18 protein-coding genes and 1 pseudogene are annotated in these 20,172 nt (G+C 47.3%); 3 read left to right on the forward strand and 16 right to left on the reverse strand.

Going from position 1 to position 20,172, the window contains the following annotated elements; all coding sequences use genetic code 11:
- Positions 1-17: 17 nt before the first annotated feature.
- The 3 genes and pseudogenes from VSQ62_RS26765 (at position 18) to VSQ62_RS26775 (ending at position 3,162) form a co-directional block, all read left to right on the forward strand.
- Complete coding sequence (locus tag VSQ62_RS26765; protein WP_334638092.1) at positions 18-368, forward strand: hypothetical protein; 351 nt, start codon at positions 18-20, stop codon at positions 366-368.
- 754 nt (positions 369-1,122) lie between these two features.
- Positions 1,123-1,538: pseudogene (locus VSQ62_RS26770) on the forward strand (plasmid mobilization protein).
- Positions 1,510-3,162 (forward strand): relaxase/mobilization nuclease domain-containing protein, encoded by a 1,653-nt coding sequence (locus tag VSQ62_RS26775; protein WP_135975719.1) that lies wholly within the window; start codon positions 1,510-1,512, stop codon positions 3,160-3,162. The pseudogene VSQ62_RS26770 and the gene VSQ62_RS26775 overlap by 29 nt, the downstream one beginning before the upstream one ends.
- Positions 3,163-3,241: 79 nt before the next feature.
- On the opposite strand, the gene VSQ62_RS26780 is transcribed toward VSQ62_RS26775, so the two are convergent.
- The 16 genes from VSQ62_RS26780 to VSQ62_RS26855 form a co-directional block, all read right to left on the reverse strand.
- Positions 3,242-3,874 carry a hypothetical protein gene (locus tag VSQ62_RS26780; protein WP_004083166.1) on the reverse strand — a complete coding sequence of 211 codons (633 nt, stop codon included), beginning with the start codon at positions 3,872-3,874 and terminating at the stop codon, positions 3,242-3,244.
- 14 nt (positions 3,875-3,888) lie between these two features.
- Positions 3,889-4,383, reverse strand: a complete 495-nt coding sequence (locus tag VSQ62_RS26785) for a hypothetical protein (RefSeq protein ID WP_330571583.1) — start codon at positions 4,381-4,383, stop codon at positions 3,889-3,891.
- A gap of 90 nt (positions 4,384-4,473) precedes the next feature.
- Entirely contained in the window at positions 4,474-5,373 is a 900-nt protein-coding gene (locus VSQ62_RS26790; RefSeq protein WP_016221413.1) for an RpnC/YadD family protein, read from the reverse strand.
- Between the two features lie 150 nt (positions 5,374-5,523).
- Entirely contained in the window at positions 5,524-6,417 is an 894-nt protein-coding gene (locus tag VSQ62_RS26795) for a YodL domain-containing protein (RefSeq protein ID WP_334638528.1), read from the reverse strand.
- On the reverse strand, positions 6,417-6,647 hold the full coding sequence (locus VSQ62_RS26800) for a transposon-transfer assisting family protein (protein WP_004083174.1): 231 nt from the start codon (positions 6,645-6,647) through the stop codon (positions 6,417-6,419). The genes VSQ62_RS26795 and VSQ62_RS26800 overlap by 1 nt, the downstream gene beginning before the upstream one ends.
- A complete protein-coding gene (locus VSQ62_RS26805) occupies positions 6,644-11,419 on the reverse strand; it encodes a DUF3849 domain-containing protein (RefSeq protein WP_334638093.1) in 4,776 nt (1,591 codons plus the stop codon). The genes VSQ62_RS26800 and VSQ62_RS26805 overlap by 4 nt, the downstream gene beginning before the upstream one ends.
- A 103-nt stretch (positions 11,420-11,522) precedes the next feature.
- The gene (locus VSQ62_RS26810) at positions 11,523-12,503 is read right to left on the reverse strand and encodes a helicase (RefSeq protein ID WP_334638094.1); all 981 of its coding nucleotides are present in this window, start codon (positions 12,501-12,503) and stop codon (positions 11,523-11,525) included.
- Positions 12,467-14,470, reverse strand: coding sequence for a recombinase family protein (locus VSQ62_RS26815; RefSeq protein WP_334638095.1), 2,004 nt, complete (start codon positions 14,468-14,470; stop codon positions 12,467-12,469). Before VSQ62_RS26815 ends, VSQ62_RS26810 begins: the two co-directional genes overlap by 37 nt.
- Before the next feature lie 54 nt (positions 14,471-14,524).
- Positions 14,525-14,716, reverse strand: a complete 192-nt coding sequence (locus VSQ62_RS26820) for a stage II sporulation protein R (protein ID WP_160555928.1) — start codon at positions 14,714-14,716, stop codon at positions 14,525-14,527.
- Positions 14,717-14,787: 71 nt separating this feature from the next.
- Positions 14,788-15,018 (reverse strand): YdbC family protein, encoded by a 231-nt coding sequence (locus VSQ62_RS26825; RefSeq protein ID WP_129176062.1) that lies wholly within the window; start codon positions 15,016-15,018, stop codon positions 14,788-14,790.
- A gap of 66 nt (positions 15,019-15,084) precedes the next feature.
- Positions 15,085-15,939 (reverse strand): ParB/RepB/Spo0J family partition protein, encoded by an 855-nt coding sequence (locus VSQ62_RS26830; RefSeq protein ID WP_129176059.1) that lies wholly within the window; start codon positions 15,937-15,939, stop codon positions 15,085-15,087.
- Positions 15,936-16,913 (reverse strand): MobV family relaxase, encoded by a 978-nt coding sequence (gene mobV / locus VSQ62_RS26835; protein ID WP_334638096.1) that lies wholly within the window; start codon positions 16,911-16,913, stop codon positions 15,936-15,938. Before mobV ends, VSQ62_RS26830 begins: the two co-directional genes overlap by 4 nt.
- Positions 16,914-17,287: 374 nt before the next feature.
- Positions 17,288-18,283, reverse strand: coding sequence for an AAA family ATPase (locus VSQ62_RS26840; RefSeq protein WP_334638097.1), 996 nt, complete (start codon positions 18,281-18,283; stop codon positions 17,288-17,290).
- Positions 18,284-18,434: 151 nt separating this feature from the next.
- Positions 18,435-18,908: an RNA polymerase sigma factor gene (locus VSQ62_RS26845; RefSeq protein ID WP_129176053.1), complete on the reverse strand. Its 474-nt coding sequence runs from the start codon at positions 18,906-18,908 to the stop codon at positions 18,435-18,437.
- Between the two features lie 83 nt (positions 18,909-18,991).
- Complete coding sequence (locus VSQ62_RS26850; RefSeq protein WP_129176051.1) at positions 18,992-19,417, reverse strand: RNA polymerase sigma factor; 426 nt, start codon at positions 19,415-19,417, stop codon at positions 18,992-18,994.
- Between the two features lie 86 nt (positions 19,418-19,503).
- Positions 19,504-20,019, reverse strand: coding sequence for a sigma-70 family RNA polymerase sigma factor (locus tag VSQ62_RS26855; protein ID WP_334638098.1), 516 nt, complete (start codon positions 20,017-20,019; stop codon positions 19,504-19,506).
- Positions 20,020-20,172 lie beyond the last annotated feature (153 nt).

Below are 20,172 nucleotides of genomic sequence, written 5' to 3' on the forward strand. Positions count from 1 at the left end.
AAAAGGAGGTAGCCGCCATGAAACACATACCGTATCGACAAAATCCGACGGTCATTGACACATCAAAAAAAGCCCGTCCACCGCCGGGGGCAGACCGTCCGAAAACTCAAAAGTCAATTTTGAAAGTGGAGGAAACACATCATAGTCCAGATGTTTTAAAAGATAAAGTGGGTATAAACATGAATATAGAAGCAGTACAGGACACAAAAATGGAGAATGACAGAAGGTCAGAAACAGTTTTCGGACAGTCTGGGGGGATTACGTCCATAAGTATGAACTGTCTAATCATATTGATAAATTTTTCAATGCCTTTTTTCTTGTTCGCATTTTTTGCGGGCGGACTTTTTTACGCCCTCTGGTTTTCTTAAAAAGCTGCTTGGAAAGCGTAACAAAAGAGCCTTTTCCAAACGGATAGGGTGTGAAAGGGGACGGAAAGACAAGCCTTATTTCTTTTACACCACGAAGCAAGTATGTGAACTCTATGAAGCTATCTTCTTCTGAAATGAAAACTATCCAACATCGGTATGACCCACTTGCAAAAAAATCCTCAAAGGCAAAGCAAGAAATTATTACCGAAAACTTTCCAAACACGCTGCCCTTGAAGTGAATTTTTCAGAAATGAACGAAGAGGAACTCTTACAGCTTTACACGCTGGACAACTACGAGAGCAATTACTACCGCTTTGAAGTGTCCAACTATACAATCGTAGTATAACCTCTTTTCAGCACCCTTCCTACTATTTTTAGCATAACATATCTATTATTTACCCAATAAACCAATTTTTTACTTTCCTTATAAATGGTTTTCTTTTCTCGCAAGGGCAAGATTCGCCTGAGTTACTCAAAACCCACTTCGTGGATTTTGCTTACCTGACAAACTTGATGGAGGATTCCGCTCCCCATACCCTCGGTTCTGGCATATTTCCCCAATATGCAGGTTGGCTCCTATTGAAAATAGTCGCAGCGTGATTATCCCAATCACGGAGAAACCTAAATATTTCTATAAAAATCTCTCTTTCGTTTCCCATTGACGTTCCCTAATCGGCTTTATTATAAGAACTCTTTTTTATCCTTATAATAAGGGAAGTTCACTTTTACACTTTTAACAGAAAGGAACTATACAATGGCAAGACCAAAGAAGGACAGGGAACTACGACACAAACACCAAATTATGCTCCGCCTTACTGATACGGAATATGAAATCGTTTCTGAAAACGCAAAGGCTACACATCTTCCAACGGCTGAATATGTTCGGAAACAGATTATGAAGCAGAAGGTCACAGCGAATTATGAGATTGTTGCAGACCTGCCGGAGTTGAAAATCTGGTTGCAGAGTTTGGGAAAATCGGGAGCAACTTAAACCAAATTGCAAGGCATTTTAACAGCGGCGGCATCCACTCACAAGAAATGCGTAAGGCAATCGACCAGAGCGTGGCCAGAATTTATGAAATGAAGTATGAAGTCTTAAAGATGGCGGGAGATTTCCACTCTGCCGCCGGAGGTAGTTTGGATGGCAATACTGAAACATATAGCAAGTAAAAATGCCGACTATGGGGAAGCACAACGGTATCTCTTATTCCAGTATGATGAAAGTACGAACAAACCGATACTTGATGAAAATGGTGAATTGATCCCACGAAAGGAATATATCATGGACGGCATAAACTGTGATCCGTTCACGTTCGACATGGAGTGCAGGGAACTAAATGCCCTATACCACAAAAATGAATCCTATGATGAAATCAAATCCCACCATTACATCATCAGCTTCGATCCAAAGGACGCAATAGAAAATGGATTGACCGGGGAATGGGCACAGCAGATTGGAATGGAATATGCAAAGAAAAACTTTCCCGGCCATCAGGCTCTTGTCTGTACCCACATGGATGGGCATAATGAAAGCGGCAACATCCATGTGCATATCGTAATCAACAGCTTACGGAAATATGATGTGGAACGTCAGGACTTTATGGAACGGGCCTGCGATTCCCGTGCCGGGTATAAGCATCATGTATCTAAAGATTATCTGATTCACTTAAAGCAGTCACTTATGGATATATGCCGCCGGGAGCATCTGCACCAAGTAGACCTCCTTGCTCCTGCAGAAAAGAAAATCACAGACCGGGAATACCATGCGAAGCGCAGAGGGCAGAAGAAATTGGATGAACGTAACAGACAGCTCCGTGCAGACGGGCTGACACCACGTAAAACAGAATTTCAGACACAGAAAGAATTTCTACGGTCTGCAATCGAAGATGCCGCAGCCGTTTCCTGCAGCCAGGAAGATTTTCAGAACTTGCTTTTGGAAAAATACAATGTCAAATTGAAGGTCAGCCGGGGCAGGTTCAGCTACCTCCACCCGGAACGAAACAAATATATCACCGGAAGGATGCTCGGCACACATTATGTAGAAGATTATCTTCTGGAGCTGTTTAAGGAAAATGCAGAGCATAAGGAAAACAAAAAGCAAACAGTTGATATGGGGAAATATAATATGGAATCGAAGAAATCTGCAACCAGCCCATCCAATCTACTGCAAGAGGAAACTGTATCAGTCCTGTTTATCAAATCAGATCTGCGTCTGGTGGTCGATCTGCAAGCTTGCGTAAAGGCACAGCAGAATGCCGCTTACGCTAACAAAGTAAAACTTTCCAACCTGAAAGAAATGGCTAAAACAGTTGCTTATATACAAGAGCATGGATATAATACAAGGGATTCCCTGGAAGATTCTTTTTCAGAGATTAAGAGCCATGCTTCCATTTCCAGAAAAGAATTGAAGTCTGTAGAAGATAATCTCCGGAAGGTAAATGAGCAGATCCACTATACAGGTCAGTATCTTGCCAATAAATCTGTCTACCAAAAGTTTGTGAAAGCAAAGAATAAAGGGCAGTTCCGGCAGGAGCATCCGATGGAAATCGCACTCTATGAAGCCGCACGGAAATTTCTGAAAGAGCAGTCCGAAAATGGGAAGCTCCCCTCCATGAAGTTATTGAAAGCAGAAAAGGAAAAGCTGCTCCAACAGAAAAAAGAGGCACAGAAAACTTACCATTACTTCCGGGATTACCAAAAAGAATTAAATACCGTCTGCTTCAATGTCGATAAGATTTTAGGACAGACGCACACCCGACAGCCGGAAAAACAGAAAAGCACCGATATTTCTTAATCTTACTGGCAGAAAAACAGCCGCATGATTCCTTTATCAAATCTTTGCGGCTGTTATGATTCCAATGAAACAAATAGGTTTAAAAAATATCTTCCACTTTAGGGATTATTCCGCTAATGCCTTCGCTTTTCTCTCTCATGATACGACACATTTCATCCAGTTTTCTCTCCACATATTTCTGCATTTCCTCCCGTGCCGCTTCTGTTGGTTCAAAGGAAAAATAGAGCGGCTTCTCCCATTCCGCTTGGAACGGGTAGGGGAAAACATATAATTTCTTCACTTCCGGCATATCCGTGAACAACTGGAAAATCTCATAGGGCAGGATTTCCCCGCATACCAGGATGGAGCCTGTATCTACATAATAAACCTGTCCCTGGTACGTCGGCATACCTTGAGCCGCAAGCTGCTTCAAAGCATTCATCCGTATCGGTTCTATCTGGGTTCCTTGCCCCACACGCCATCTTGTCTGTGGGGCAAGCTCCCTGTAAATCCGTTCAGCTTCTTCATCCTTCCGGATATTATCGTCATAGTCATACCTGTAATTTTCTACCTGTATCTGCCCGTATGCAATCAGGCTTGTGAAAAGCGCAAGGGAATCCAGGTCAACATATACTGATTGATGTCCCCTGCCCTGATAAGAGCATAGAATATCCTCTAATGCGTCCATGATTTTCTTCATGGTTTCATACTTTTTTTCAGATTCTTTTTCCATTCCTTCTCCCCATTTTACGCTCCGCTTCTGCTGTCAGAAATATTTACTGGCATATCTTGTGTCTTATCCGATATTTCAGCCTGGTTTGCAGCTGCCGCTTTCTCCATCTTTTCTTTCTTCAACTGCTCTGTCCGTCCTAAATCCACATAGTGTGTCGCATATGCTTTTTCAATCTCCGGATTTCCGCTTTTGCTGAACCGCAGGGGGATTACCGGCTTATGTCCATGCCTTTTCTTCACACCCCACCGCTTGTAATAACAGAAAGACGGTTTCAGGTTCGTTTTCTTTGCATAGGACCGGATCTGTTTCATAATAAAGGAGAGCTTCTTTAAATTACACGTACACACCGCTTCCAGATACCGTACTTTCCCGAATCTCCAGTCCTCATACTTCTGCTTAGGCAGGACACCTATATCAACCAGCACATCAGCAGGGGCGGCATATCCCCTTTGCTGGCACTGGTGGTAGACAGCAGAATGTACTTTCCCTATCAGTTCTGATTCCTTCACTTTATCCTCCATGTGAATAACCCCGGCTGTATTCATTTGCAGCCGGGGATTCTATATACTTTTCTTTTTGTATCTGCCTGCCACCAAGTATTATATCGTTTGGAGCAGCCCTTTTTCAATTTCTCGAATGTCTTCCACAGACAATTCAGGAAAACAGCCTGCAATTTCTTCTGCCGACATTTTCCCCAACTTTAACATATTTTCTACTCCACCCCTTACTGCCTCCTTTGCAGCCTCACGTCTTTCACTTGCTATATGGGTACGCATGATCTTCTCTTCATCAAACAAAGCCATCATAATAGATATAACCTCCTTTTCTCTGCCTGCCAAAAACTTCCGAAGCACATCCCTGTCTTTACAGATACGGATGGTTTCCGTGACAGCCTCCCGGCTCCTTCCATACTGTTTCACCTGTTCATTATATACTTTTGTAAACGCAACATACTGGCTGATAATGTCATTCCCTTTATCTCCGTAAAGCACTTTAACCTTTACTTCAATAGCACATTCTTTCCCGCCGAAAAATTCTTTGGAAAGTGAGATTGTTTCCGGTCTGCTGGCACGCTCTCCTGTAAAAATCATGTATAATTCTGGTTCTGGAACATGAACCTTCTTGCTCCCATATAAATCTGCATCCTGTTCCTCAAAATAGTCATGGTAAATCTGCACTAAATACATCAGCACACGTATAATAATATTCATCGTCCATGAAGATTGATGCTCGACCAGAAACATGACTTTATCCCCAACCCTGAAAGCTAGATCGTTATAAATTCCATTCGTGAGGACGTTCCTTATGGTAATATCCATAAGCGCATCTTCCGTCGTCTCCGTATCCTCCGGATGGAGCGCACGGTATAACTGTATCAGATATTTCTTATCCTGAAAGAGCGTTGAAAAAACACTGTCTTTCGCCGTATATTTTGCAAACGCATTCTTTTTCTCCGCTGTTTTCTCTTTTGGTTCTTCCTGTAATGTTTCACCCTGCATCATATCACCTCGGTTCCAGATTTTGCCAATCAGTCCGGCAAATCGGCTATGCCCTGCCTTATAGTTTTATTATACAGAGAAACTCCCGATTGTTCAAGACATAAAAAGGGAGAAGCATCCGGCAGCATTCGCCAGACACTTCTCCTTTTCTTACTTCCGTCTGCGCTCCATATCCTCTGCCATTTCCATCTGCTGTGCCGGTTTTACACTCCGCTTTGCAATCTCTGCCTGTTTGCGGCGCAGCTTTGCCAGGACGGATACCCTGCCATTTTTCCCTTTTGGGGACATATTATTCCGCCTGCCGTCGATCATGTTGTAATTCTGTTCTTCATCTATCTCGGAACTTCGAAGATACTCCCCATTCTCCATATATTTCTGCCAGTTTTCAAGAGGCGGCTTATCCATAGCATTGCTGGACTGCATCTGGATATGCCCACCGGATATTTCCTGATTTTGCGGCTCTGCGGTAAGCTGTGGCGGATTAAGGTAATCCTTGATCTGCTGCTGCACCGACTGGTCAAATCCATGATATGCATGGTCTACAACCAGCTTCCCTTCTTCATCCAGCACAACCCATGCCACTTCCTTCCCATAAGTTTCATGCTCCATCAGAAAGAACTGCCTGCCTTCTATGATAATGCTGTCAAAGGCAAGCCATTTCCCCTCCTTCCCCTTGATGTGGAAATCTGTTGTATCAAGAGACACAAGTGTGCCGGACGAACTTATCCGGATAAACCCAGCTATGACAGTAAACCCATCTTTTTCAACATAGTAAGAAGTCACGACACCGCCCTTATTCAGCACAAGCACATCGCTGACGCTGATCGAATGCCCGTGGAATCTCCTTGGCAGCTTCTCATTGAAACGCTTGCGAATTTCTCCTGGCTCGTCCTCCGGCTGCATCCGTGCCAAATACACCTGCTCATAATCCTCATACTGTATCTGGATTCCCTTCTCCTGCAGCGCACTGTAAGGCCGGAACCGTATCTGCCTGTTTTCCGGGATATTTTTAAGCTGATAAACAGCAAATTGGTTCACATCCATCATTCGTCCTCCACCAGTTCCTCTTTGTACGGTTCCAAATCCATGTTTAAAAATGCTTCATCCGTAAGGAACCACAGCTTTTCCAGTGTGCTGTTAATAAGTGCAAGCATTTCTTCATCCCTGCCTATGTAGGGGATCACATTATATATTTCCTCTATGGTTGCCTGCCTGCTTTCCTTCTGGAACATTGCCATCAGGAAATATTCATTTTCCTCAAACCTCACCATCATAATTCCGGTTCTCCTTTCTTCTTTGCCTGTGCCTTCTGCCCCTGTTTTTCCTGTCCCGGTTTTTCCTTCTCCTGCGCTTTCATTCTTGCCTGCCGTTCCCGGAGGGCATTTAAGACAGACTGCTTCTTGCTGCCGCCGGATATGGCTCTGTCTGTTCTGGGGGCATTTTCAGCCGCTTTTTTCAGTTCTGCAGGCTGCTTTTCCGATACCTCTGTATCTCCAACAGATTTCCGTACCTCTGTGGCTGGATTCCTGTTTTCTTCCATCTGAACAGCTTTTCCTTCCTTTACCTCTGGCATTGTCTGTTGCGGAAGCGCTGCTTTCTCTTCCGGAGCTGATACTTCCTGCCCCGTCCTTTGTTCCAAAAGCATTGCTTCCATATCCGCAATCGCTTTCTGCACCAGCGGGCTTTCTCTGTAATGAGGAATTTCATTGATAAACTCTGTCTGAATTTCACCCGCTACCATAAGGTCATAAGTCGTACCATCATAAATGCTGTCATCTTCTAATTGAATACCAATACTTTTTATGCCATTTAGCCTGTCCGCAGGGATTTTTTCATATAATTCCATTGCTTCCTGCAATGTCTCCAGACGCTCATGAAATTCCCCCAATATATGAAATTCTGAACACTCTGCCACATAAAATGTTATAGACTGTTTCCGGTCTGCCCGCCCATTACTTTCAGGAATCTCCATATAGCCTTGCTTTTCATCCAGATATTTCTCCGCATTTTCCAGATATTCCTCCAATGTCCCCGTCTTTTCCGTAGAGATTGGATTGATGTCAACCGGGATTCCTGCTATCTTTAATCCATCCTCATGGAGCGCACTGAAAAAAGCATCCTCCTTCAGATTGCCGCTGTAAGACACCACAACATCTATATCCGAGCCTTCATGGTACAGCCCTTCTCTGGTTCGGCTCCCATATACCCTTGCACCAAGCAGCTCCACTTCCTCCGACAGCCCCATTTCATCAATCTGCGCCTGGGCATAACAGAGTACGGTTTCCTCAGTCCCTGCCCGGCTCTGACTGTTTAATGCAGGCTCCGGCTCTGTCATATCAGAAACCAGCGGCAGCTTCCCCTTCTCCGTTTCTTTCGCCTGTGCCTTCTGCAGATCTTCCTGTGCGGCTGCTTTTGCCTTCTCCTGCAATTCCTCATAATCCATAACCTTACATGCCGTCATGGAGATTCCTTCATCAGAAAGGATTGCTTCCATCGCTTCACCGATGGATATATCTGGGTTATCATACACGCCTCCGTCAATCTCCCGGAAATCTTTGCCATAAATCGTATAATCGTAGCCGTCTGAAACCGTCTGGATGGAAAAATAGCCTTTTCCTGTCTGGTATGCAATTTCAGCATCATAATTGTCGAGATATTCTTTTGCTTTCTGTAATGCCGACATCGTTTCCTCACGCACCCATTTTCCACTCAGGGAATATTTTTCTATGTCTGTGAGTGTTTCGATTCCATTCCTGCACTCAATCAGGGACATCCTGGAGGGCGGCTGCTCGCTGCTCTCCATGCCAAGCCGCTTGTCCACATGGTTTGGAATCTCATGATAAGCAGTAACTGCCGTATCCATATCTGAAAAATACTGATATGCCCTTTCCGCTTTGCCGCCCTCGGCATTCTGTATGACATAGTATTGTGCAATGAATGGCGGTTCCGGCTTCATCTCTATTCCTTTTTCCGAAAAATACTCGCCAATGGCTTCCATTGCCCCCTGGTCAAATCCATGCTCCAAGTCCTCTGCCACCAGCTCCCCATTCTGATTGACGATAATAGAGGCAACGGAATCCCCATATTCCTCATGCTCCATCCGGTAAAACAGCTCGCCGCTGATCTCCTTTGCTTCTACCGTATGCCATGTGCCGAAATGCCCGGTTGCAATAAACCCTTTCGTTTCCTCATTAATCTGCACGTTTTCTTCCATCACTAATTCCTGTTCCCTTATCGCATCCCTTGCCAGCCCGATAAACCCGTCCAGTACCGCCGGGTGGCTGTTTACCACATAGTCAGCGTTCATGTCCATCCCCCGGTTTATGTTTTCCGGTATCCCATATCCCTTTGCCCATGCCTTATTCCCAATAGAAAACCGCCCGTCATATTCCAAATGTTGTACGGTATTCGCAAGGATGAATACCACACGTTCCGCACCGTATTCTTCAATGATCTCCTTAGCGGCGTCATACGCCAGATGCAGCCCGTCAAAGTTCTTCCGGATCGCGTCCTCAATGGCATTTTTGCAGTCCAGGTTCCGTTTTCTTGATTCCAGGTAATCATCCGCCCGGCCATGCTCCATTGCATAGGGAAGCGTATGCGTATAAAGCGGCGGGTAGGCTTCTTCCTCAAAATACTGCGCTGCCTCTTTCCTTATCCTCTGTTCCCTCTGGCTTACAAAATCCGGCAGTTCCGTAAATCCAAAGCTGTCTACAAAGTGCGCCGACACATGCCCTCCACGGTTCAGGACCACAATATCACTCACCGAAAGGGAATGCCCTGTATATCCTTTGGGATGATTGAGATTGAATTTCTCATAAATAGTGTCCAGGTCGTCCTGTTGCCCCAGCCTTCCGCCATAGAGCAGCGCATAATCGCCTCCCTCCACTTCCATCCCGCTTTTCTTTATAAAATCCATATTGAAAAACAGGTATTCCCTGCCTTTCCCCTTTTCATCAATCTGAAAAATGCCATACCAGTCATTGGTATCCGTATAGAGCAGTTCTTCATTGGAACGGATCACCGCATCATGCATCTGTCCTTCCAATACAGAAACATCTAAGCCTGTGAGGGATTGCCGGAATTGCCCCGGCGTAGACATCCCTCCCACAAAATTCAGCTCCTCTCCCAAATTTAAAAATCCCCTTTCTGGGATTGGGATTGGCTGTATGGCAAGGACGGTTCCTGCATGGTTCACGACTACGTGATTCTCCAGCACGGCCGGATCTCCGGGATCATCGCCAGACCCCCGCAAGTCATAGCGGTAAAATCCCTTCGGCACGTCCCCCTCCGCTATCCGTCCGTTAGAAAACAAAGCCGGTACTTCAAATACTTCTACTTCCTGATATTCCTCGTCCATTTCCCTTTCTTCCTTCTCCTTATGCACAGATTCCATCACCAGGTGGCTTTCCCATGCCCTGGCGTCAACGCCGAATATCCCGCCAGTCTCTAAAATGTCCTGTTCCGTATTCATTAATGTGGAACTCCCATCTTCATGCAGACTATATATAGGAAGCCCGGCATTGTGTAAGGCAGCCGCCCGTTCTACCGTAAGCGGCAGTACTGAATCATTCCGATAGCCAAAGTCATGCATCTGCAAAAGACCGATCTGGTTATCCGGCAGGAAGTCAATCTCCGCCTGTGCCTCCTCCATAATCCGCCCGATGTCCCGGCTTCCCGGATTTTCTGCCGCTTCTATCATTTCCCCGACCAACCTTTTTGTTTCCCTCAGATCATCCAGTTTATAAGCATAGCGGACAGCCAGGTTATGTCCCTCCCTTCCCAATGCCTCACGCCCATACTCCGCACGGCTGATGATAAGCTCCACTTGTATCAGTGTGGGAGATTTTGACGCATCTATGATATGCCCTGCATCTATATACAGGACATCATAGAAATCCGGCATATTTTCATTCCTTTCCGGATTTTCAGAATCCTTCCATAAATCCAGATGCACACCATGCTCTTTTAAGAACTGTTCCGGGCTTCCGTTTTCTCCCTTTTGCTCTGCAAATGTCTGTAACAGCCTTAGAAAATCCACCCTGCCTACATTGTCTACAAGGTAAAAGCGCTTTGCGTCCTCACCGGAAAGGGCAACCTGGAATACCAGATCATCCTCCCCCAGCTCCCTCTCAGCCTCTTTTTCTTTCTGAAGCTTCTGGATATTCTCAACCATGCTGTCAATGAAAGAGCCTGCCGTTTTCCGGATAAAATCCATAGAGCTGCGCAACTCTTTCATCTCCATGCTGCTGGCCCATCCCGCCAGATACGGAAAGGAGTAGTCTGACACATCATCTAAACCGGAGAAACTACAGACCGTAAAAGCCACGCTCTCGGCCTCCGTTTCTATGGTCATCTTGTTTTTCTTCTCCCCAAGTTCCTCCATCACGTCCCGGTCATGGCACATGGCATGTGTCACTTCATGGATGGCTGTTTTCATGGTCTGCTTCTCGCTCATGCCATCCCGGATTACGATTTCTTTATTCACATTGCTGTAATACCCTTTAGTATCCCCTTCAATCTTTGCATAGCGCATAGGGGCCGGGGACACCATCCGGATCGCCTCCATGAAAATGTCAAAGTTCTCCACACTCCCCATCAGTTCCGGCGCATCCAGCTCCGGGAGCGGATCACCTTGCGTTTGCGAAATGTCAAATACCGTAGATACACGGAACCGTGGGATGATATGCTCCACTTCCTCCGTTTCCGGCTGTCCGTCCGGGCGCAGCACTGGCTCGTTTGTCTCCGGGTCAAATTTCTCCACTTCTTCCTTTTCCCTGATCGGCACAGGGGCAATAATCTTGATCCCCTTCTCCCCACGCTTCACCTGACGGTGAAATTTTTTGTTCCATGTGCCGTAGCCTGCCACCAAGGTTGACTCCGGCTTCTGCATCGCTATCAAAAGCGTGTTGTTAAAGCTGTAATTATGGAACTGCGACATCGTTTTCAGGTATTCCGTGTATTTTTCCGAAGTAAATAAATCCTTCACGCCCTGTTCCAGCCGTTCCGTAATCTCCTTTAACTGTTCTTCCCGTTTTCCGGTCATAAATTTCCTCCATTCCCTGCCGGGACACCTATGTGGAATCCCGGCAGATACGATATAAATAGAAAACGCCATCCCATCATCTGCTGACAGTATGGCCTCCTGCTTATAATTCCTGTTCTTTTTTCTTTGCTAATTTCTGACTGCCCTTATGGTTTCCGGCAAGCCTGTCTTTTGCCTCTTTCAACTTTCCAAGCACGGAAGGCTTTCTTGCCCCATCTGCAATCCGGGAAGCATCCGACACCCGGCCTGCATAGCTGACAGCTTTCCTCGGACGGTCTGCCACTTCCTGTACATCTTCCTCCATGCCAAGTGCCTCTGACGGCCCTTTGTCGTCCATGTTAAGCAAAGCATTTAATTCTGACAGCCGTTCAATCTTCTCTGCCAGTTCGTCCTCCTTTGCAAACGGCTTCTCCACTTCCTCCCTTGCCGTGGCAAGCTGCTGTTGCACGGTTTCCAGTTTCACTTCCGATTCCGTCAGTTTTTTCTCAATCCCGGAAAGTGCATTGCTGATACGCTGCAGGTTCCCTAACGGGTCTTTCCCCACTTCAATCTGGTAGCTGCACTGCCGTTTGATGGTAAGCTGGTAGGTCTGATTAAAGCTGTCAAAATTAGCGGAAAGGGTAAAGCCGTGGAACTCCCCAATCTGACCGGCTGTTTTCACTGCTTTCAATCCGGCGCAGGCGGCAATCAGCGCCGTTCCTGCTTCTTTCCGGTCTGTGTACGCTTTCCCGCCGATGACCATAGAAAAATCATCTTTTTCCTTATCTTTCTCCAAAAGCGGCTTCACTGCCTCCGCATCTGCTTTTAAGCCTGCAATCCGCTCTTTCAGCGCTGTGATCTTCACTGGGTAATTCCTTGCGATCTCCGTTTCCAGGCGGTACTTTTGGCTGGTATGGTTTGCCTTCAAAAGTTTCAGCTTGCTCACCTGGATGTCGAGATCCATCTTCTCTTTGATGTAGGGATTGCCCGTAGCCAGAGCTTTGATCTCTGCATAACTTAACGCCGTATCGTCCACGTCCTCACAGGCTCGTACCGGGGATTTACTGGTCATGATCTGGCTGATGAACTTCTGCTTGTTCTCCAAAATCTGCCACATGTACGCATCGAATGTATTTTCGGTAACGTACCGGTAGATCTGTACCTTGTCATTCTGGTTCCCCTGCCTAAGAATACGGCCCTCCTGCTGCTCCAAATCAGTCGGTCATTTTTTGCGGACAGTTCAATACATGCCATCCGTTTCTGCTCCCTGCTCCTGCGTTTGCTCTCGTTTGACTTCTCCCTCTGCATCTTCTTGGCGCAAACGGGACAATACTTTGATATGCCAGAGCCAGGGACGTATTCAACGCCGCACACTGTACAGCATTTAGCGGGCAACGCTGTCCACCGCTTTGTGGGTGTGATATGTAATTCACCGACAAAGCCGATGAATTTATAGTAAATCTTGATTTCCTGTTTCACTGTTCCGTCTGCAAGCTTCTCACGCTCGGAAACAAGTATCTTGTCTATCAAAGCGTTTATGATGGTTGCGTCCAGTTCCTTAATGCCTTGATAGTTACGGATAAGGGAGAGGAAGTCACGGATTCCCTGTGATTTTTCGTAGCTTTCGTTAAGCGTTTCTGTTACCTCTTTCAGCCTTGATTCAATCTCAAGCTGTTCTTTCTGGTATTTCCCCGACATCATCTCAAAATTCCGCTCGGTGATACGCTCCATGACCTTATCCTCGTAAAGAGAAGAAAATAGCCTGTCAAGCTCCGCAAGGCGTTTGTTCAGCTTCTTTTGTTCTTTCTCCATTGCCTTTGCCTTGCTCTGGTCTGTTTCCGTGAGCCGCTTCTCAATCGCCCTTACCGCCCGCTCATCATTCACCGCCATATCCGCAAAACGGTTGATGTCGGCAAGCACGGCGTTGAATAAGTCCCTCGCTTCAATGGCGTGTGCAGTACACATGACGTTGCCGTACCTGCCATAATTATTACAGGTGTATTGTACGCAGTCGATAATGTCGGGGCGTTTCCTCCTGTTTGCGCTCATCGCCCGCAAAGCATAGCCGCAGTCCGCACACTTGATAACGCCTGAAAAAATATTCTCAAAACCGCCCTTATTTTTTTCCCGCCTGCGGCTCGTCATAAGCTGTTGGACAGTATCAAATTCTTCTTGTGTAACTATGCCCTCATGGGTGTCGGGTATCACTTCCCATTCTTCGGGCAGCTTAGAGGGTCTTTTCTTGCTTTTCATATTGGCGGCAATCCGCTTGTAGCCTGCAAGGTTCCCCGCATAGATAGGGCTTCTTAAAATGCCCCTCACACTGTTCTCGCTCCAGATATAGCGGTTTTCCTCGTTATCCTCAAAGTATCGCTCATAGCCTGCCGCCCCCTGCTCCGCCGCATAAGCGGCAGGGCGTAGGATGTGCTGTTTATTAAGGTGCTTACGGATTTTTCCAAGTCCGTTTCCCGCCAATGCAAGGTCAAATATCTCCCTTACAACGTGCGCCACCTTATCATCAATCAGCAGATGGTTGTGGTCGGCGGGGTCTTTGATATACCCATAGGGTGCATATGTCCCCATGAATTTCCCCTGCTGGAACCTCGCACGGTACGCCGATTTTATCTTGACCGACACATCGGCGGAATACATTTCGTTTAGGATATTGCGGAATGGTGTGATGTCCATCGCCGATTTATTGAGCGTGTCCACGCCGTCATTGACCGCTATATACCTCACATTATGCTCTGGGAAAAAGACTTCGAGATACAAGCCGCAGTCAAGGTAATTCCTCCCAAGCCTTGATAAATCTTTCGTAATCACGCAGTTTATCAGCCCGTTTTCAATGTCCTTAAGCATTTCCTGAAAGGCTGGTCTTTGGAAATTTGTCCCAGAATACCCGTCGTCCACATACGTTTTTACCAGATTCCATCCCTGCTTTTTCACATAATCAGCAAGAATGGATTTCTGTGTTGCAATGCTCGCACTCTCGTTATCCGTACCGTCGTCCTTTGACAAGCGGCAGTAATCGCCGACATTATAAATCATACTTCCTGTTCTTGTCCCTGCCATACTGTTAAACCTCCGTCTTTGCTCTACTAAATTTCATGTTCCATTGCGTACATTCTAAGCGGATAACCCGTCATTGTCGAAGGTGTCATTTCCCGTAATGCTCTTTCGGATGTCCTCGGAGATAATCGGGATGAACGCTTCCGCAACGGTCTGTGTGCCAACATATTCACGGCTGACAACCATCTGCACTGGCTGTCCTGCCACATTGCGCTTTCTCTTTTTGTTCGCTGTCTTATCCTCGCCCATATTCAAATCTTCCTTTCCAGACAGGGCAGGGGAGTATATAAAAATGCTCCCGCCCCGCCAATCTGATACAATCAATCCCCGCTGTTTATCTCTTTCTGCAATGCTTTAAGGAGAGCCGCCGCTTCATCAGCAGTCAACGTGATTCCCTTTCCGCATTTCTCACGGTTCGGGGAAAAGCTACGGATGTCATATTTAGGCTCTTTCCCATTCCATGAAATAAGGTTGATTTCTTTTGTATAGCCGCTGTCGCTTGCCGACAACACGGCGATTTCCTTTACAATCTCATATTGAATATCTTTCATTTCCTGTCTTGCCTTTCTGCTTTTTTATCTGTCCAAAGTTTCTATTTACTGCCCGAAAAGAGAAGATTAGCGGCTGTCCCTGCCCCGTTTCCTCTGCAATTCACGCTCCAAAAGTTTGATGATGGTGTCCTCCATCTGCTTGGGCGTTGTGCCTTTCGGGAAATATTTCTTTAACCGCTCCATACCGATTTTCACGGTTTCTTTCTGGTTTCCTTTTTCCTCCGTCATAATCGCAAAGATGGTATCCATGTCAAGCCGCCCGCTCTGGCTTAGGCTTTTCATCCGCTGTGCCTGTGAAAGTGAGGGCGTTGCTTCCTCGCTCTCCATCGTGGCGAATAAATTTTCCTGCTCGTCTTTCTTCAGAAAGGACAGCTCCGCCGCAGGCGTGAGGGCGATTTTTCCCTCATCCACCATCTGCAAAATCGGCGGTATCAGTTCCGTCAATCGAATAAATCTCTGCACGGTCATCCTGCCAACGCCGAAGCCCTGCGCCACTTTATCGTCCGTCCGCAACCTCGTCCCAACTTGTGACGAGGTTAAATCCGTGCGGAAGCCCTGCCGCTTCATGGCTTCGGATTTCATTTTGTAGGCGAACGCCCGCTCACTCGGCAGGATATTTTCTCTTTGGAGATTGCTGTCCACAAGGGTAATGATGGCTCGGTCACGGTCTAAGGGCAGGACAAAGGCGGGGACTGTGTTTATCCCTGCAAGCTCCGAAGCACGCACACGCCGCTGTCCCGCAATGATTTCATAGCCGTTGCCGTCCTCTTTCGGGCGTGTGATTATCGGCGTTACGATTCCAAACTCTTTGATACTCTCTGCTAACTCTGACAGCATTTCATCCTCCACCACATGAAACGGGTTATCGGGAAACGGATATAAATCTGCGGTCTTTAATACCTTAAAATCCTGTTTCTTCATTCACATTCCTGCCTTTCCTTCGCTCTGTTCCGATTGCTTTTCTGCAATTCTTCCAATATTTCTGGCGGGATTTTGGAGAGCAGCCGCCCCATCTGCTGATTGGTTTTCTGCAACTCAAATATCCTCTGGTTGGCTTTCTGTACCTTTAATTCCTGCTCGTACTTTTCATCACGCATACGCCCCGCATAATCGGCTTCCTGCCCGATTTTCTCTTTCAAGCTGTCGATATACGCCTGCTGTCTCCCGATTTCCTTAGAGAATTTCTCCACGTCTGGAAGCCATGCGGAGAGCAGTTCTAACGCCTTATCCCTTTTCTTGCCTGCGTTAAAGGCGTTAATATCAGAGAGGGCAGACACGATTTCCGCATACTGTTTATCCAATCTGCCGCCCAACTTATAGAGCCATGTGGGGATGTGCTTCCGCTTCGTCTCCATTGAGGATTGACCTCTTTCCAATTCGCTCCACCGTGCGGACATACGCTCATGGTAGGCGGTCTGCCACTCGGATAAGGATTTCTGGTTGCCTAAGATAGACTTCGCTGACAGCTTGTTGTCTGGCGTAAGCGGCACAAAGCATAGGTGCATATGGGGCGTTTTCTCGTCCATATGGACGACTGCGGAAAGGATATTTTGCTTTCCTACACGCTCCGAAATGAAGTCAAGAGCCGTCTGGAAATAGGCTTTTTGTTCTTCGGGCGGTAAGCTGTTCATAAATTCTGGTGAAGCGGTGATGAGCGTTTCCACCATCATCACGCTGTCTTTCCTCGTCCTGCACCCTGCTTCAGCCACCATTCGGTTTATCTCTTTTTTGTAGGTGTAGCAGGGCGGCTCCACAAGATGGTAGTTATCTTTGGAGCGTCCCACGTCAATGTCTGGATTGCTTTTATAGGCTTCTTTCTTCCGCTCGTTGTGGCGTTCACAAGCCGCAACGCCGCCTGCCTTGCGTTTTTGGAAACGCAGGATTGCATAGGGCATAATCAATCTTCCTTTCTTTCGGCGGGTAATCTTCCAGAGGGTGACGGTTGGTGACGGTGGTGACGGTGTTTTTGGGATGCCCCCACGGGAGCCACCGCCTGTCACCGCACATTCTTCCATCCGAAGCCGCCAGGCAGAGGATGGGCAGGGCGCAAGCCCTGCTTTAAGGGAGTCCAGAGGGAACGTCTGGCACACGACTTTGCAGGGCAAAGTGTAGTGTGTTACACCCTGTAAACGCAGTCGGAAAAATCGGAAGATTTTTCTGACCGCAGGGGTGGCTTTACGAGCCGAAAAAGGCGAGTAATGCCCACGCCTGCATTTTGCGTTTATGGGGTGTTCTCCCGCAGGGATGACAGCGGCGGGGGTATCCCAATCTAACCGTCATCACCGTCACCACCGTCACCCGACTGCCTTGTGAGGGAAATCTCCCTGCCCCCTTTCTTCCTGTGGTAGCTGTAACAGATATTGTTTTCACTGAGGAAACCGGCACGATATTCGTTGAGCCGCTTCGTCATGATGTTGGGCGGCGTTCCCGTTTCCCCCATCGCTTCCAGTAGCTCCGTTGCCGTTCCAGTCCATTCCTCCCTGCCCTGCATGAAATCCACTAACCGAAAAAGGACGTCTGGTATCGCTTCTTTCGCAAGCTGTTCCTGCTCCTTACGCTCCACCAGTTCCCAACTGCAATCGCGGAAGCGGAGCGTGAACTCCTGATAGGGCGTGTCCCTGCCCGTCACATACAGCTTTGCGGCATTGGACGCACGGCTTTCCTGCTGCAGGACAAAGGTTGCGTCCGCACTCCCCGTCAATCCCGTCGTGCCAGACACTTTGTTGAACACGTCGCTGTCGTTCTGCTTTCGGATGTGGTGTACGACAATGACCGCCAGGGAATGCCTGTCGGCAAAGTCTTTGATGAGGGAGATGTCCCCATAATCGCTTGCATAGGCGTTGTCTTTGGATGCGGTGCGGACTTTCTGCAAGGTGTCAATCACAATGAGCCTGCTGTCGGGGTATTCTTTTAGATAATCCTCCAACTGCACGATAAGACCGTCTGACAGCTTATCGCTTGCCACTGCAAAGTGAAGCCGCCCGCTTGCTTCATCCGTCAAGCGGAACAGCCTGTCCTGGATGCGGCAGAACGTGTCCTCCAAACAGAGGTAAAGCACGTCGCCCTCCTGTGTCGGCATATCCCACAAGGGGATTCCCTGCGACACACATAGGCAGAGCTTTAACATGAGCCAGCTCTTGCCGATTTTCTGTGAGCCGCAGAACAGGGTTAAGCCTGTGGGTATCAGACCGCCCACCACAAAGGACGGCTTTTCAAGCGGCTCATAGAGGAGCGTGTCTGCGCCCACTGTCTGAAGCTTCTGCATGGCTTTCCTCCTTTCGGGCGGTGTCTTTGGCTTTGTTGCACATAGGTGTGACCTCCTTAAAATTGATTTACTCCCACGGAAAAAGTGAGAGTATGTAATGCCGCCAATCCCATGCCGATAAAGAGCGGCTTTCTTTTTCGGGCGGTAATCGTCAAGGTTTGAGATACTTCCTCATTTCTGCCTTAACTTTCTCCCTTGCAACCGAAACGGACTTCTGGACAGCGGAAGCGGTACAATGCTCCATTTCGCCGATTTGGTAAAAATTGAAATCATACTCGTAATAGAGCAGGAAACGCCGCCTCTGTATCTCTGGCAGTCGGGCAACCGCTTTAACGAATATTTCATTCCGTTCTTTTTCAATCATGCTTTCATCAAGCGTTTTAGGAACCCGCAACGCCCGTCTGTAAAGCGTTTCGTCCCATACCTCGTTAAATTCCCTGTGCCGTTGGTTCCATTGCTGAAGGTTCCTGTTCCTGCGCTCCATCTGCCGAAATTCAATGAATAACTGCTCGGACACTTCCAGTTCGTGGTGTTCCCCCTGCCCGTCCTTAAAGCTGATAAAATACCTTTTGCCGCTTTCCGTGGATTCCTCCCGAAGCGTGTATGTCTTTGCCTTGTATGCCATTTCCTTTCCTCCTGCTAAAAAGTAGGAGAGAGTTTTTCCCTCCCCACCCGATAGCCCATAGGAAAGCAGGATATATGAGACGCTTATAAAATTTTCCGCAGCTTCTTCCGCAGATGGTTTAACCTCGCATAAACAGCCCCTGCCGTTAAATGCACAAGCGGGGCAATCTCCTTTGTGGAATAGCCCTGCATTTTTAGCAGGACGATTTGTAACGTGCGCCTGTCCACCGTGATTAAAGTAAGGTACAGAGTTTCGTTCTCAATCTCGTCCAGTAAATCAGAAACAGACTTTACCTCCGCCTGCTTCTCCCTGTCCGCCATGCCCTCAAGGTATTCGCCAAAGTCACTCGCCCATCGGTAAAACCGCCTGTTGGAATTAAAATCTGCCCTGTCGTCTGTGCGGATTTGCTCAATAACCGCTTCATCAACGCCGCACTCACGCAAAATTTTTTCCTCGGCTTCTTTCCAGATACGCCATTTCCTGTCCTCCCGTCCGTGGTTGTATGCCATCCTTATTTCCTCCAATCGAATTGATTGAGAGGGCAGGAAAAAGCCCCCTCATTTTCCCAAAGGAAAAAACAAGGGGGCTGAACGCCTTAAATTTTGTTTTCCATTATCTTCCTCAGCTTCGCAAGGATTTTGGCTTTGCGTTTATTGACAACGCTCTGCGTCACGCCTAACTTTAATCCTACTTCCCGCTCGGAAAGTTCCTCAAAAAAGATTGCTTGTATCAACGTCTGTTCACTATCCGACAATAAGGGCAGGGCGACTTTCAGCCTGTCCACCATCACCGAATGGACAACGGTTTCTGCAACATCCACCGCTTCATCAATAACGAAGTCAATCACATTTCCCTCGCTATCCGTAAATCCCTCCAATGAAAGCAGGCTGTGGTTCGTATCCAGTTTTTTCAGATAACGCCACCGTTCTTTCTCCTTGTAGAAATCTGCGTACTGTTCCCGCACGACTTCAAGCAGACAGCCCTGCACGGGGATAAACAGCTTGTCCATGTAACTCTGGTCGGCTTGCCTGCGGCGGCAGAAGTCCATATAGGACAGCTCCACATAGCCGCCATTCTCTTTGATATATACTTTTCTTGGTGCATACTTCACCGTAAGTACCTCCCATCTGAATTTTTGAAATGCTGAAAATCCAGATGGAGAGGGGGTGAACGGCAATGAATACCGCATAACGCCCTGCGGCATAATCTGATAAAAAACGACAAAAGAAAAACCGCAAAGGCTCTGTGACCTCTACGGTTATAG

The sequence above is a fragment of the Sporofaciens sp. JLR.KK001 genome (genome assembly GCF_036941055.1).
Taxonomy (GTDB): Bacteria; Bacillota; Clostridia; order Lachnospirales; family Lachnospiraceae; genus Sporofaciens.

Bases quoted from the DNA above. Each gene is read 5' to 3' on its own strand.
- VSQ62_RS26765 (WP_334638092.1), top strand. From the start codon at position 18: ATGAAACACATACCGTATCGACAAAATCCGACGGTCATTGACACATCA.
- VSQ62_RS26775 (WP_135975719.1), top strand. From the start codon at position 1,510: ATGGCAATACTGAAACATATAGCAAGTAAAAATGCCGACTATGGGGAA.
- VSQ62_RS26780 (WP_004083166.1), bottom strand. From the start codon at position 3,874: ATGGAAAAAGAATCTGAAAAAAAGTATGAAACCATGAAGAAAATCATG.
- VSQ62_RS26790 (WP_016221413.1), bottom strand. From the start codon at position 5,373: ATGCAGGGTGAAACATTACAGGAAGAACCAAAAGAGAAAACAGCGGAG.
- VSQ62_RS26795 (WP_334638528.1), bottom strand. From the start codon at position 6,417: ATGGATGTGAACCAATTTGCTGTTTATCAGCTTAAAAATATCCCGGAA.
- VSQ62_RS26800 (WP_004083174.1), bottom strand. From the start codon at position 6,647: ATGATGGTGAGGTTTGAGGAAAATGAATATTTCCTGATGGCAATGTTC.
- VSQ62_RS26805 (WP_334638093.1), bottom strand. From the start codon at position 11,419: ATGACCGGAAAACGGGAAGAACAGTTAAAGGAGATTACGGAACGGCTG.
- VSQ62_RS26815 (WP_334638095.1), bottom strand. From the start codon at position 14,470: ATGGCAGGGACAAGAACAGGAAGTATGATTTATAATGTCGGCGATTAC.
- VSQ62_RS26820 (WP_160555928.1), bottom strand. From the start codon at position 14,716: ATGGGCGAGGATAAGACAGCGAACAAAAAGAGAAAGCGCAATGTGGCA.
- VSQ62_RS26825 (WP_129176062.1), bottom strand. From the start codon at position 15,018: ATGAAAGATATTCAATATGAGATTGTAAAGGAAATCGCCGTGTTGTCG.
- VSQ62_RS26830 (WP_129176059.1), bottom strand. From the start codon at position 15,939: ATGAAGAAACAGGATTTTAAGGTATTAAAGACCGCAGATTTATATCCG.
- mobV (WP_334638096.1), bottom strand. From the start codon at position 16,913: ATGCCCTATGCAATCCTGCGTTTCCAAAAACGCAAGGCAGGCGGCGTT.
- VSQ62_RS26840 (WP_334638097.1), bottom strand. From the start codon at position 18,283: ATGCAGAAGCTTCAGACAGTGGGCGCAGACACGCTCCTCTATGAGCCG.
- VSQ62_RS26845 (WP_129176053.1), bottom strand. From the start codon at position 18,908: ATGGCATACAAGGCAAAGACATACACGCTTCGGGAGGAATCCACGGAA.
- VSQ62_RS26850 (WP_129176051.1), bottom strand. From the start codon at position 19,417: ATGGCATACAACCACGGACGGGAGGACAGGAAATGGCGTATCTGGAAA.